Source organism: Anaerocolumna aminovalerica, assembly GCF_900115365.1.
In the GTDB taxonomy this organism is placed as follows: Bacteria; Bacillota; Clostridia; order Lachnospirales; family Lachnospiraceae; genus Anaerocolumna; species Anaerocolumna aminovalerica.
Genome location: NZ_FOWD01000064.1, coordinates 1 through 14,879 on the forward strand (window position 1 = coordinate 1; position 14,879 = coordinate 14,879).

Consider the following 14,879-nt stretch of genomic DNA (forward strand, 5'->3'; position numbering starts at 1 on the left):
AAATTGAGTCATTATGAAAGCTTTAATGAGCACTTTCTGATTTCCAACAAACTACAGAGCAAAGCGTCCTACTACACTAAATTTTTATTTAGAATTCTTTATAAAGAAATTAGATAAAGCATCAACACTCTCCAAAGTAGTTGCCCAGGATGTTACGAATCTGACGACGGTGTTTTGGTCATCAGCTTTGAATTGTATGGAGAATAAGAAATCTTTTGATAATTTCTCTAAAAGGCTGTTTGGTAAGATCGGAAACAGCTGGTTGGTACATGGTTCTGTGTAGAAGGAATAGCCGCATTCTTTTAAAATTAAAGCGATTTTATCAGCCATTTCGTTTGCATGTGAACCTAATTCAAAAAACAGGTTATCTTGAAATAATGCTTCAAACTGAATTCCGGTTACAAAGCCTTTGGCCATTAATGCTCCTCTTTGTTTAATTAAGTAACGGAAATCTTCCTTTAATTTTTGATTGCAGATAACTAATGCTTCTCCAAGTAATGCACCGTTTTTGGTACCTCCTATGTAAAAAACATCAACAAGACCTGCAATATCAGGTAATTCCAGATTATTTGGTTTGCTGGTCAAAGCAGAACCTATACGGGCACCGTCAAGAAATAATAATAATCCTTTTGATTTACAGATTTGATGCAGAGCAGACAATTCTTCTTTCTTATATATGGTTCCTAATTCTGTTGAATTAGAGATATAAACCATTTTTGGCTGAACCATATGCTCATCAGTGTGATAGTTTAAAACTTGTTCAATAGCAGATAGAGTGACTTTCCCGTCTTTGGAGGGAACAGTTACTACTTTGTGTCCGGTTGCCTCTATAGCACCTGTTTCATGAACATTCACATGGCCGGTTTCTGCTGCAATAATACATTGATGAGGTCTTAAGAAGGAGGATATAACTAAAAGATTTGTTTGGGTACCGCCAGGTATAAAATGAATATCTACATTTTCGTTTCTTAAATGCTTCTTAATGTAGTCTTTTGCTTTGTTACTGTGTATATCTTCCCCATACCCGGTATTTTGTTCATAATTCGATTTAGACAAAAGTTCCAGTATACGAGGATGAGCGCCTTCGCTGTAATCATTCATAAAACTGTACATATTAATTGTATCTCCTTTACATAAGTACTTTTGAATTTATTATTTTCTTTCGTATTATAACATGATTTTTTTTAACATACTACATTAAGAATAGCAATTATTTTTTTTGATTGATGGGTCCGATTCCTTCTTTTACAGAATTATGGGTCTGGTTCTGATTCTCTACTTTTGTTTTATGAGTAACATTGTTAAAATTCTCAAGTTCCTTTTTCTGTTGTTGTTTTTCTATTTTTGATTTGTTCATAGAAACCTCCGTAATATTATTTTGAGTATTATGCGTAATGGATTATGAATCTTTATTTTTAGGAAAATGCAATAAATCTATATTTACTATTATTGTTTATCAAAAGAAGCCGGATTATGTAAGTATTTTATATTTTGGACATTTCACTTCACCATCATTATTTACGTGCATATATTAATTATAAAAATTTCTTTTTAAGCATGGAGGCTTTATGACTATACATGTAGTACAGCCAGGAGAGACAATAACTACGATAGCGAACCAATATGATGTTACGCCAGAACGGTTAATTACTGATAATGAACTGCCGAATCCGGAAAATCTATTGGTAGGGCAGAGTATAGTAGTTCAGCATGCAGAAGTTATTCATACCGTAGTAGCGGGAGATACTTTATATGGGATAGCAGAAACTTATGGAGTAACTCCCAATCAGATACTGCAAAATAATCCTAGAATTGGTGAGCTGGGTTATTTAGTTCCCGGAGAGACAATAGTGATTAAGTTTGCAGAAGTGGATGAAAGGAACAAACTAGGAAATATTGTAATTGGAGGCTATGCTTATCCTTTTATTGATCGTGCAGTTTTAAGAAAAACTCTTCCCTTTTTAACGTATTTGTACTTATTTGCATATGGATTTACTCCAACAGGTGAACTGATTCCCATTGATGATGAAGAACTAATTGCAACTGCCAGAGACTATGGTGTAGGACCTATTTTGGTTCTTGCACCTATGACTCCGGAAGGAAATTTTAGTAATGAACTAGCTCATACTATGTTTACCAATCCAGAAGTACAAAATCGATTAATTGATAATCTAGTAGCAACTATGAAAGCTAAAAATTATGTGGGCATGGATGTGGATTTTGAATTCGTATTACCTGGGGACAAGGACTTATTTATACAATTTATCAGAAATTTAAAAAACAGATTGGAGCCGGAAGGACTTCTTTTAACAGTAGCGTTGGCACCTAAAGTTTCGGCAGAACAACCAGGTCTTTTATACGAGGCACATGATTATCCTGCCATTGGAGCGATAGCAGACAAAGTGTTGTTAATGACATATGAATGGGGCTATACCTACGGGCCTCCTATGGCAACAGCGCCTATACCAAGTATCCGCCGTGTATTGGAATATGGGATTACAGAGATAGATAATAATAAAATTCTTATGGGTATTCCCAATTATGCTTATGATTGGAAATTACCTTTTATAAAAGGTCAATCGGCGGCACAAACCATTAGTAATGTTGAAGCAATTGAACGTGCTGTCCAGTATGGAGCAACCATATTATTTGATGAAGTAGCACAAACACCATTTTTTTATTACACAGATTCGGAAGGTGTTGCTCATGTGGTATGGTTTGATGATGCAAGAAGTATGGAAGCAAAATTCCGTCTGATTAACGAATATCAATTAAGTGGTGCCGGGGTATGGCAGATTATGAATTTCTTTCCACAAATGTGGCTTGTAGTAAATTCACTCTATAATGTTCAAAAAATATTATAATAATTTAGTTAAAAGTAAATACACAATAGGAAAACTATTTCAAACATTTACAATGTAGGTTAAAAAACCGCTTATTCCATATGTTTTTGTTAGGAAATCATTTTTTTCAATTGACAAATAGCCCCACTGGAAATAGAATGGAAATAGTTATAAATAAACGAAGGAGTGTAGCTATATATGATGCTTGAAGGAAAAGTTGTTGTAGCTCAGGGTGGGGGCCCTACGGCTGTAATTAATCAATCATTGGTTGGGGTTGTTCTGGAATCAAGAAAATTCAATCAAATAACTAAGGTATATGGAGCAATTAATGGGGTTTCCGGTATTATCAATGAAGATTTTCTTGATTTAACTCAAGAGACAACACATAATCTGGAACAAGTTGCAATCACCCCTTCCTCCGCTTTATTTTCTACGAGAGAAAAACCGGATGAAGCCTATTGCAAAGAAATATTTCATGTATTTAAAGCTCATGACGTACGTTATTTTTTCTACATTGGTGGAAACGACTCTGCTGATACCGTTAGAATTGTAAATCAACAGGCAGAACAATCGGATTATGAATTCCGAGCTATTCATATTCCCAAGACCATAGATAATGATTTATTGATGAATGATCATACACCGGGATACGGTTCAGCAGCCAGATTTGTTGCACAGGCATTTATTGGATTAAATTTAGATAATCGTGCTTTACCAGGTGTTCACATCGGTGTTGTTATGGGAAGAAATGCCGGCTTCTTGACTGCAGCTTCTTCCATTGCGGGGAAGTACCCGGATGATGGACCACATTTAATTTATTTGCCGGAAAGACCTTTTATTATGGATAATTTTCTACATGATGTAAATGAAACTTATCAGAAATACGGAAGATGTCTCATTGCTGTTTCGGAAGGCATTCAAGATGAAAATGGAATACCCATTATTACCAAGTTAATTAATCAGGAAATAGATGCCCATGGAAATATGCAATTATCCGGTACAGGAGCATTAGGAGATCTTCTGACTCAGCAAATAAAACAGAAATTAAACATTCAAAGGGTAAGATCAGATACCCTGGGCTATTTACAGAGATCTTTTATGGGTTGTGTTTCTGATGTAGACCAGCATGAAGCAAGAGAAGTAGGGGAGAAGGCAGCTCAATTTGCTATATGGCATAATATAGATGGTTCCATTACTATCAATAGAACCGGAGACTACTCTGTTGATTATAAGATGGCACCTTTACTGGAGGTGGCGGCTAAAACCAAACTGATGCCGGATAATTTTATCAATGAAAGAGGAAATAATGTAACTGAAGCCTTTAGATATTATCTTAATCCGCTGTTAGGCTCGAATATGCCAACTGCAAGTATGCTGCGGGCTCCATTGGCAAGCAAAATATTAAAAAGATAGCAGGTATTATAAATCAAAGTGTAGATAAAATGTACAGATAAACACTATAGGTAAAGCTATGATAAAATGTACAGATAAAACATTACAGATAAAACATTACAGATAAAACATTACAGATAAAACATTACAGATAAAACATACAGATAAAATGTACAGATAAAAAATACAGATAAAACGTATAGAAAAAATGTACAGATAAAACATACAGAAAAACATACAGATAAAACGTACAGAAAAAACGTACAGAAAAAACATACAGATAAAATGTTCAGGTAAAATGTATAGTAAAATGTACAGATAAAAAATACAGATAAAACGTATAGATAAGTACAGTTAAGACTTATACATTACAACAATAAAAAATAGCCTAACGAAGATAAATTTGTAATGCATCCCAATTGGTAGACAATTTAAACTGTAGAATTGTTTACGGTAAAGAGGAGCATAAGAATCTTCCTTAGGCTATTTTGTACTCTTATTATTGCTTTATAAGTTCTTCAAAATGTTCTGAATATTTTATTTCACCATTAGGGAGTACCCATAAAGCTTCAACATCTTCCAAACTTTCGATTAATGCTTTGCCTTCTTCTAAAGGCATGTTGTAAATGGTGGTGGATAATGCATCGGCCAAACCGGAATCTTCACATACAATGGATACGGATGTAAAATATTCGGCAGGCATTAGCGTTACTGGATCAATAATATGGTGATAAACCTTTCCATTCACAGTATAATAACGTTCATAATTGCCGCTGGATACCAAAGATAAATTGGTTAAGCTTAGAGTATAAAGGCTTTTTTTCTCAGAAGTTTTATCGGGATTTTGAATTCCAACACTCCAAAGTTCTTTTTTAGGCCCTTTTGTTCCCATAGATCGGACATTTCCGCCAACACTTAATAGAAAGTTCTTATAACCATTGTTTTTGGCTATTTGGCTTACCTGTTCCGTTGCATAGCCTTTAGCGATAGCCCCAACATCCAGTCTCATATTTGCATCTGAGAGATAAACAGTAGATGAAGCTTCATCAATAATTAGTTTATCTATATCTGTGTGCATATTTGCAGCTTCTAATTGCTCCATAGGGGGTAATGAGGCAGTTTCCGGATTATTAATTCCGTCTTCTCTGTATTCATGCCAAATCTCCAGTACGGAGCCCATGGCAATATTCACCTTGCCTTCCGATTGCTGATATTGGTTCTTGGAAAAAAGCAATAAATCAATAATTCTTTGATCCACTTTAACAGGTTTAATGCCGGCATTGTCATTAATAGTCTTTATATTATTAATACCGTCATAATTATTATACTTATCATATAACTTATGATATTCTTCTAAATTATCATATATAAGCTGTGCAAAGGCAGAAAAGTCCTCCTTTGAATCTGAGTATGCAATAATCTCAGTAATCGTATTGAAAAGCTCTAGAAATTGAGCACTATATTTTTTCTGTTCTTTTACACTGCAAGAAGTTGTGGTAATAAGAATAGTTAAAATTAAGGAAATAGTAACTAGTTTTTTTATCAAATTCATTAACTCCCTTGATACACATTAAAAAGGCTGCTGCAAAACAGCCTTCTGAGTATGAAATTCAGCCATGCCAGCTAAGAAATCTCTCAGAATGACAATATTGTTTTGCGACAGCCTCAAATTAATTAAATTATTTTGCAGTTGTACAAGCTTTTTCAATTACAGTTAAGAAACTGCCGATTCCAACAGTAACAGATCCTGTAAGATCTTCGGAAGTAGGTGCACCTTTTTCACTAATAGCAATGCTTGTAACGTCGTTCATTGCTTTTCCTACAATGTAATCTGCAAATGCTCTTGCCTGTTCATTCCATTCTTTACCGATTTTGGATGCGCCTCTCATACCATATCCGTCACCTAACTCATTCTTAGTCTGGATAGAAGCAGCTAAATCAGAAGTAATCTTTCCTTCTTTAGAGAAAGAGATATTTGCTTGGGAAGCATCTATAATACTGCTGGTAATTTTACCATCTGTACCTAATGTAACAACACCGTAATGAGTATAAGCTTGTGCTACACCATCATCATCACCGGCATTCTTTGTACTATGTCCAAGTTCGGATATAATTCCTAAACCTAATTTATCACTTGCAGAAGCTCCTAAAGGTTGTGCATTGGCAACCGCTTTTTCAACTGCACCTAGCATTGCACCAATATTCATTGTTACGGAACTTGTTAAATCTTCAGAGGTTGGATAACTATTCTCATCAACAGCAATACCTTTTACTTCGTCTATTGTTTTTCCGATTATATATTCTGCAAGGGCTGCTGCTTGTTCATTCCACTCTTTACCGATTTTGGAAGCCCCTCTCATGTTGTAATCATCGCCAAGTTCATGTTTGGACACAAATTGTGCTGCAGAATCGGTGGTTATTTCACCAGCTTTTGAGAAGTTTATTTTGGTTTGTACAACGTCAATGACACAATTTACGATAACGCCGTTTTCGTCAACTATTACTGCTGCAGCAGTTGAATCTGCCTGAGCCAAACCGTCTGAATCACCGGCATCTTTAGATGATTTAGCGGATGTAACAACTGCTAAACCTGTTTTTACGCCTGCAGCATTTGAATCTGTTTCAGGTGCTTCTGTAGGCTCTGTTGTAGGTTCTGCTGTAGGTTCTGTCTTTTCTTCTTCTTTTGTTTCAGTTTCTGTCTTTGTACCTGTTTCTTCTGAGTCTTTTGATTTACATGCTGTAAACGCCCCCATAACTAGTACAAGGCTCATTAATAAAATAAGTAATTTTTTCATATAATCCTCCATAAATGATAAAAATTTTGATAAATATTTAACAATATTTATGTTATGATAATAACATGCCATGGAAAATAATTCAATACCTTTATACAAAAAATCTATAAATTATTATAAACTCAACGCTAAAAAACGGTAGCAGGGTACTGGAAAAATAAAATATTGTAGAATGATTAACATTCCATAAATTCACTATTATAAAATATGCTTTTCTATGTTGACAGTTATTCAGGGATGATGTAGAATAGGCAATATAATTAAATAGAAACCTCACTTTAACTAGTGAGGTAGAGGCGCAATATTTAACAGTCCTTAGTGGAGCGTGAGGAAGCTATGATTCTAAGGAGAAGGAAATATTGCCGAAGCTTATAATATACCCTCTATATTATTTGCTGGGTCTGCAGTTAAGAGCTGCAGGACTGTCTCAATAGACCACCCAGTTTATTGAGTTGTGCTATCTCATTTGGGAATTGTAGAGGGATTAGGGTAAATCTGAATGTTAGACCTGAGATCATCTCAGGTCTTTTTTTATTGAAAATCCTCGCAAAGTCCGAAACAATCTGTTGAGAATAGTACTTAACTGCTAATATGAGGCTCTAACTAAGAACTTACTTATATAAATATTAGCAGGAAGTGCATAATAAAAGCAAAATAAGAAATGAGATAGAAGATCTAAAAACAAATTTAGTAAGGTAAAAGGAGAGATTTTTATGAAGAAAAGAATGTTTATATTATTGGCAATGTGCTTATCTATGGCGATGTTTTTTACAGCATGCGGCAAGAATGGTAAGGATTCAAAAAAAGAGAATAAACCTAATGGAACAGAAGTACAGGGAGAAGAGGATACGAAAGAAGATACTAAAACTGGTACAGTAGACCAAAACAGCAAAGATGTATTTAGAGTAGGTATGGAAGCTGGATACCCGCCTTTTAACTGGACACAACTGGATAACTCCAATGATGCTGTTAAAATAGATGGCAATGCCGAGTACGCAGGAGGATATGATGTTGAAATAGCAAAAAAGCTTGCGGAAGGTTTGGGTAAGGAATTAGTTATTGTTAAAACTGATTGGGATGGTTTGGTTCCTGCTTTAAATTCAGGAAAAATTGATGCAATTTTAGCTGGCATGTCTCCTACTGCTGAAAGAAAAGAAGTGATTGATTTCTCTGACAGTTACTATAAGTCTAACTTGGTTATGGTAGTTAAAAAAGGCGGAGTATATGAAAATGCCACTTCCATACAGGATTTTAAAGGAGCTAAAATAACAGCACAGCTTAACACTTTCCATTATACAGTAATTGATCAGATTGAGGGTGTTAAGAAACAAACTGCTATGGACAATTTCCCGGCAATGAGGGTGGCGCTGGAATCCGGAATAATAGATGGTTACATTTCTGAACGTCCGGAAGGTGTCAGTGCATCCACTGCAAATAAGAAGCTTGTAATGGTTGAATTTACAGATGGATTTGTAACTTCAGATGAAGATACCGCAATAGCTGTTGGCCTTGTTAAAGGAAGCGAATTAACAGCAAAGATTAATGAGATACTTGCAGGTATTTCAGAAGAAGAACGTACTCAAATTATGGATAAGGCAATTTTAGATCAACCTTCTGCTGAATAATATAGGAAAGGCCTGTTTCAATGGAAGGGCAAATATTATTTGGTGTTCTTGACCGATCCATGCCCGAAGCTCAACGAACTGCATGGATAGGTAACTCCATGCAGTTCTCAAATAGGAATTTTATATATAGGAAAAAAATAAACATAATGCAGCAATTATAAAAATAGGTGGGCGAATAGCTCCATTCACTTAGAAAGGTATAGGTTGTTATAATGAGCCTTAATGTAATTATAAATATATTTTCAAAATACTGGCCGATGTTTTTACGTGGTGCCGGTACTACACTTTATATATCAATGGTTGGTACAATTGTAGGGTCTGTAATTGGTCTTTTAGTGGGACTGATCAGAACCATTCCTGCTCCGGAAAGAGGTTTTAAAAAGATACTTATAAAAATCGTAAATGGTATTTTATCTTTTTACGTGGAATTCTTCCGGGGAACACCAATGATTGTTCAGGCAATGGTTATTTATTATGGTTCTGCACAGGCCTTCGGAATTGATTTAAACAGAACAGTGGCAGCGATTTTTATCGTATCCATTAATACCGGTGCTTATATGTCTGAAATTGTTCGCGGTGGTATTGTTTCTATTGATAAAGGTCAATTTGAAGCTGCGGCTGCCATTGGAATGAACCATGTACAGACTATGTTTAAAGTAATACTGCCTCAGGTAGTCCGTAATATTTTACCTGCAACAGGCAATGAATTTGTAATTAATATAAAAGATACTTCCGTACTTAACGTAATATCGGTTACAGAGCTGTATTTTCAAACCAGTTCCATTGTAGGTATCAACTATCGGTATTATGAAACCTTCTTTATAACTTGTATTATTTACTTAATCATGACATTTACAATAACAAGAATCTTACGTTTTATTGAAAGAAAACTAGACGGTCCTGAAAACTACATAATGATAGCCAATCAAATGCAGGTAGAAAGACCGGAGGATATGATTCGCAGAACAAAGAATAATTAAGAATCTATGGTACCTGGTTCTATTTGATTTTACATTGAATTTGGAAAGGAAAGTTATAATGGAGAAAGTAATAGATATACAACACTTAAACAAATCTTTTGGCAGCCACGAAGTATTAAAAGATGTTGATTTTTCTGTAAGTAAGGGTGAGGTGGTCTGTATCATTGGTTCCTCAGGATCGGGAAAATCCACATTACTTCGTTGTGTTAATTTATTAGAAAAACCAAGTGGTGGAAAGATTATGTATAATGGTGTTGATATTTTAAGTGACACACATAATATATATTCATATCGGACCAAGTTAGGCATGGTATTTCAGCAGTTTAATTTATTTAATAACCATAATGTGCTAAGTAACTGTATAGTTGGTCAAATGACAGTTTTAAAGCGCTCCAGGGAGGAGGCTGAAACAATTGCCATGAAATATTTAAGGTTAGTAGGTATGGATCAATATGTGAATGCGAAGCCAAAACAGTTATCCGGGGGGCAAAAGCAGCGTGTAGCCATAGCCAGGGCACTTTCTATGGAACCGGATGTTATGTTGTTTGATGAACCTACTTCAGCCCTTGATCCTGAGATGGTAGGTGAAGTGCTTAAGGTTATGAAAGAACTTGCAGAAAGCGGATTGACTATGTTAGTGGTAACCCACGAAATGGGCTTTGCAAAAGAAGTAGCTGACCGTGTAGTATTTATGGATAAAGGAGTTATAGCAGAAGAAGGGACTCCGGAACAGATATTTAATAATCCAAAAGAAGAGCGTACCAGAGCTTTCTTAAGCCGTGTACTGAATCAGGAATAATATTATTGAAATACATTATATAGGAAAGACCATAATGATGAATGATGGGAATGAGCAGTAAATTCATTAGCTTTACCTCCATTAGAGACTATTATGGTCTTTTTGTATTTTAACCCTACAGTGAAATAAAAAATGATATCAGATTAGTATAGAAATTGTACCTTCTTTCGTGTATACTCTAACTTAACTTATATATGCGGTAAGGGCTGCGGGGAGGGACTTATGTTAACAAGAGTAAACCAAAAAAACGGAGATCAATTATCCATTTTAGGCTTTGGCTGTATGCGCTTTCCTGTTAAGGGAAGTAATATTGATGTGCCTAGAGCCATTGCCATGATACGGGATTCTATAGAAAAGGGTGTTAATTATTTTGATACCGCTTATTTTTATCATAATGGAAAAAGCGAATCATTGCTTGGAGAAGCACTGTCAGGGGGATATCGGGAACGGGTGAAAATCGCTACTAAGCTTCCGCCATTTCTGGTTAAAAAATTAGAGAATGGGAAAAAGATTTTTGCAACCCAGTTAGAGAAACTGCAGACAAATTATATTGATTACTACCTTCTACATATGCTGACGGATAAACCTATGTTTGACCGGATGGTTAACCTGGGTGTTATGGAATGGCTTGAAGACTTAAAGAAAGAAGGAACTATTAAGAATATTGGGTTTTCATTCCATGGAAGCAAAGCAGACTTTGAAGCTATTGTACAGGCTTACCCCTGGGATTTTTGCCAAATACAATATAATTATATGGATGAAAATAACCAGGCTACCAAGTCAGGGTTACAATTAGCGGCAAGTCTTGGAATACCGGTTATTGTAATGGAACCTCTCAGAGGCGGAAGGTTAGTTAATAGTTTACCTGAAAAAGTACTGAAGACATTTAAAAGTTATGACAAGGAGCGCTCTCCTGCCGAATGGGCACTAAGATGGGTATGGAATCATCCAGAGGTTAACGTTGTCCTATCCGGTATGAGTACAGAAGAACAAGTAGAGGATAATATTAGAATAGCAAGTTATGCAAAAGCCGATTCCTTTACGGAAGAAGAATTATTTGTATTTGATAAAGTGAAGTCCGTTATGCAGGAATTAACAAAAGTTCCATGCACCGGCTGTGGTTACTGTATGCCCTGTCCTGCAGGTGTAAATATTCCAGGCTGTTTTTCCAGTTATAATGAAAAGTTCTTATTAGGCAGTAAATTGGCCTGGTGGAAATATATGCAGACTTTAGGTGCCATGTCGGAAAAGCCTGCAAATGCATCACAATGTATGGAATGCGGCAAATGTGAAAGCCACTGCCCCCAGCATATTCCTATTAGAAAAGAATTAAAAGCAGTCCGTAAGGAGATGGAAGGTATTTTTTACAAGCCAATTGTAGGAATCGGTAGAAAGATTTTAAAAATCAAATAATCCATTACCCTATTCTGGTAACACGCATTAATATGTGATAAAATATTTTTAATAATTATGGTTGTATTATCTATATGAATGGAGGATAGTTTATGCGAAGATCTGATCGGGAAATAACAGATATGGAAGAGATTATTGAAATTATTGAGAAATGTGATATATGCAGATTGGCTTTGTTTGATAGTGAATATCCTTACATTGTTCCATTAAATTTCGGATATTCCGTAAAAGAAGATAAAATAGAACTTTTCTTTCATGGAGCAGGAGTTGGTAAGAAAATAAACTTAATTAAACAGAATAATCACGTATTTTTTGAAATGGATTGTTCTCATAAATTGATTATAGATGAAAAAGCCTGTAAATATACTATGGAATACGAAAGCGTTATGGGAAAAGGAATCATTGAAATAGTAAGCAACGAAGAGAAAAGAGATGCTTTAATTAAAATCATGAAACATTATTCGCAGGCAAATGAATTTGACTTTGATGAGGAAGCCATAGATTTTGTAACTGTATTTAAGCTATCAGTAAATCAAATTACGGGAAAAAGATTGAAAAGATCTAAATAAGCCCAAAGCGAAGAATCTTGTATAAAGGAAGATTCTTCGCTTTTAAGATTTTAAGTCATACTAAATTAAATGGAAAGTAGCAGCCATAAACGATTAATTCACTATAGAATATTACCATATATTAACCATTGAAAAGCCTCTGGGAGTGTTGTTATAATAAGTTTGTAATAATATTTAATAAATTTGTAACAACTTAATTAAAAAACATAAGAGTTAATAACGTACGGAGGCCAATAAATGAGAAGAATAGGAAAAATAGCTACATGTTGTCTGATTGGAACTGTAGCATTTGCAGGAAGGACAATTGTTACGCAAGCAGCAGAAATACCTATAGCAGGTATGGATGTGATACTTGATGAATTTTATCAAAGTGACAGCGATCTTACATATATAAAAGAATATTTAACTTCAGCTGCCGAGTTTGAAAATATTGGTATTGCCAACGTAACAAATTATGTTAATATCAGACGTAAACCAAATGAAGAAAGTAAAATTTTAGGTAAATTATATAGTGATTCAGCTGCGACCATACTTGCTGAAAAAGATGGTTGGTATAAAGTAGAATCAGGATCTGTTACCGGGTACATAAAAGCAGAGTTCCTAACTACAGGTGATGAAGTGAAAGAACTTGCAAAAAAAGTCGGAAAAAGGATAGCAACTGTTAATACAACAACTTTAAAGGTAAGAGAAAACCCTGATCTGGAGTCAATTGTACTGACTTTAGTACCTATCGAAGAAGAATTGTCGGTAAGAAAAGAATTAGACGGCTGGGTAAAGGTAACTATTGATGCTGATGTAATTGGATATGTTTCAGCGGAATATGTTGATTTAAGAACCGAGTTCAAAGAAGCAGAATCCATTGAAGAAGAAAAAGCAAGATTGGAAAGAGAAGAAGCAGAAAGAAGAGCACAAGAAGAAGCTAACAATAGAGCCACATACTCTAACAGTAGTGTATCTAATAGCAGCAGTTCAAATTCTTCAGGATATAGTAATGCTTCGTCAGGCAATTCATCTTCCAGCAGTTCCTCTTCAAACTATTCCGGTAACTCTTCCCTAAGATCAAACATTGTAAATTATGCTACTAGATTTTTAGGTAATCCTTATGTTTGGGGAGGTACAAGTTTAACAAATGGCGCTGACTGTTCCGGATTTACACAGTCCGTATTTAGAGATAACGGAGTCAGTATACCAAGAGATTCCAGAAGTCAGGCAGCCGGAGGAAGCACAATATCCATTAACAATATTCAGGCAGGTGATTTAATATTCTATAGCAGAAACGGTGTTATTAATCATGTTGCTATCTATATGGGAAATGGTAAAGTAATACATGCTAGCAGTCCCGAAACCGGAATCAGAATTACAAACTATAATTATAGACAACCTGTAAAAGCGGTTAGATATATTAATTAGTATATATCTTATAAATGCTTATTTTATATCAAGTTAATTAGTTAGAGGGTTGTTGCAGGTTGTCAATCTTCCCTTAAAATTCAGTATGATTGAATTTAAAGGAAGAATCTCATTATGAGGTTGGCTACTGCAGCAGTCCTTTTTATATTATTAAATAGATTGGAGTCGCTATGGATCGTAAAAATAAAATAAAGATTTTAAGCTTAAGTATTGTAGTTTTTGCAGTGCTTTCTATTCTGATAGTTACAAGTCTTAATAAAGACAAAAAGGAAGCAGGAATTCTAAGTGCAAATAAGGAAGAAACAAATGATAACAACGCAGCTACAGCAGAAACATCTAAGATAGAGGATGGAGATGTGAAAGAAGAAGATAAGGTAATTGAAGTTACCACAGAAACAAAAAAAGAAATCAATACCTTAATAAAAGAATACTACGGTGACACTGAAAAAGTAGATAAAAAGGTTCTCTCAGCTACAAAAGAACAAGAAGTAGAAAAAGCGGCAGAGTCTATATCAGAAAAACGGGAGGGAATTGAAAAATATAGTGAGATAAAAACCATTATAAAGCCTGGTCCGGAAGAAGGAACCTATTTTGCATTTACTACTTATTATATGAAGTTCTTTCATATAAAAACAGAAGTTCCAGGAATGAGTGTAGTATATGTGATTACGGATAACAAAGGTGTATTGGCTATTGAACATGATACCAGTGCTCCTGATTTGCAAAACTATATTAATGAACTGTCGCAAGAGGAAGAAATCAAATCTGAAATTGAGAGGGTGAATACAGAATTAGCAAGTGCTGTTAAAAAAGATGCAAACTTAAAAGACTTTATTGAGGAATTACATAAGGTTTCAAAATAAATAAAAATTTATATTGTAGGACGCTTTGCTCTGTAGTTTGTTGGAAATCAGAAAGTGCTCATTAAAGCTTCCATAATGACTCAATTTGTATGTTCAAGGATAACAGGGTGTATATTATAAATTTTGCTACCTTACCCTGTCGGCCGGATTACGCAAAATTTATAATATACACCCTGTTATCCTAATTTAG

Annotated in this window: 13 protein-coding genes and 1 riboswitch; of the genes, 9 read left to right on the plus strand and 4 right to left on the minus strand. The window is 34.9% G+C overall.

Features of this window, described 5'->3' with window-relative positions; genetic code table 11:
* Positions 1-84 precede the first annotated feature (84 nt).
* Entirely contained in the window at positions 85-1,113 is a 1,029-nt protein-coding gene (locus BM183_RS19775; protein ID WP_091689228.1) for a threonine aldolase family protein, read from the minus strand.
* Positions 1,114-1,210: 97 nt separating this feature from the next.
* Entirely contained in the window at positions 1,211-1,357 is a 147-nt protein-coding gene (locus BM183_RS20870; protein WP_170848096.1) for a hypothetical protein, read from the minus strand.
* Positions 1,358-1,568: 211 nt separating this feature from the next.
* Between BM183_RS20870 and BM183_RS19780 the strand changes: the two genes are divergently transcribed.
* Entirely contained in the window at positions 1,569-2,864 is a 1,296-nt protein-coding gene (locus tag BM183_RS19780) for a glycosyl hydrolase family 18 protein (protein ID WP_091689230.1), read from the plus strand.
* Positions 2,865-3,041: 177 nt separating this feature from the next.
* Positions 3,042-4,256 carry a 6-phosphofructokinase gene (locus BM183_RS19785; protein ID WP_091689232.1) on the plus strand — a complete coding sequence of 405 codons (1,215 nt, stop codon included), beginning with the start codon at positions 3,042-3,044 and terminating at the stop codon, positions 4,254-4,256.
* A gap of 478 nt (positions 4,257-4,734) precedes the next feature.
* Here BM183_RS19785 and BM183_RS19790 read toward each other — a convergent pair whose 3' ends face one another.
* Positions 4,735-5,781, minus strand: coding sequence for an FAD:protein FMN transferase (locus BM183_RS19790; protein WP_330392459.1), 1,047 nt, complete (start codon positions 5,779-5,781; stop codon positions 4,735-4,737).
* Between the two features lie 133 nt (positions 5,782-5,914).
* Complete coding sequence (locus BM183_RS19795; protein ID WP_091689236.1) at positions 5,915-7,030, minus strand: hypothetical protein; 1,116 nt, start codon at positions 7,028-7,030, stop codon at positions 5,915-5,917.
* 283 nt (positions 7,031-7,313) lie between these two features.
* Positions 7,314-7,498, plus strand: a riboswitch (Lysine riboswitch).
* Between the two features lie 245 nt (positions 7,499-7,743).
* On the opposite strand from BM183_RS19795, the gene BM183_RS19800 reads away from it, so the two are divergent.
* From BM183_RS19800 to BM183_RS19830, 7 genes are all read left to right on the plus strand, one after another.
* Positions 7,744-8,655, plus strand: coding sequence for a transporter substrate-binding domain-containing protein (locus BM183_RS19800; protein WP_170848097.1), 912 nt, complete (start codon positions 7,744-7,746; stop codon positions 8,653-8,655).
* Positions 8,656-8,867: 212 nt separating this feature from the next.
* A complete protein-coding gene (locus tag BM183_RS19805; protein WP_091689238.1) occupies positions 8,868-9,635 on the plus strand; it encodes an amino acid ABC transporter permease in 768 nt (255 codons plus the stop codon).
* A 58-nt stretch (positions 9,636-9,693) separates the two neighbouring features.
* Complete coding sequence (locus BM183_RS19810) at positions 9,694-10,434, plus strand: amino acid ABC transporter ATP-binding protein (RefSeq protein ID WP_091689240.1); 741 nt, start codon at positions 9,694-9,696, stop codon at positions 10,432-10,434.
* Between the two features lie 222 nt (positions 10,435-10,656).
* Positions 10,657-11,847 (plus strand): aldo/keto reductase, encoded by a 1,191-nt coding sequence (locus BM183_RS19815; RefSeq protein ID WP_091689242.1) that lies wholly within the window; start codon positions 10,657-10,659, stop codon positions 11,845-11,847.
* A gap of 92 nt (positions 11,848-11,939) precedes the next feature.
* On the plus strand, positions 11,940-12,416 hold the full coding sequence (locus tag BM183_RS19820) for a pyridoxamine 5'-phosphate oxidase family protein (RefSeq protein ID WP_091689244.1): 477 nt from the start codon (positions 11,940-11,942) through the stop codon (positions 12,414-12,416).
* A 237-nt stretch (positions 12,417-12,653) separates the two neighbouring features.
* Entirely contained in the window at positions 12,654-13,826 is a 1,173-nt protein-coding gene (locus BM183_RS19825) for a C40 family peptidase (protein ID WP_091689246.1), read from the plus strand.
* Between the two features lie 170 nt (positions 13,827-13,996).
* Entirely contained in the window at positions 13,997-14,689 is a 693-nt protein-coding gene (locus tag BM183_RS19830) for a hypothetical protein (RefSeq protein WP_091689248.1), read from the plus strand.
* Positions 14,690-14,879 lie beyond the last annotated feature (190 nt).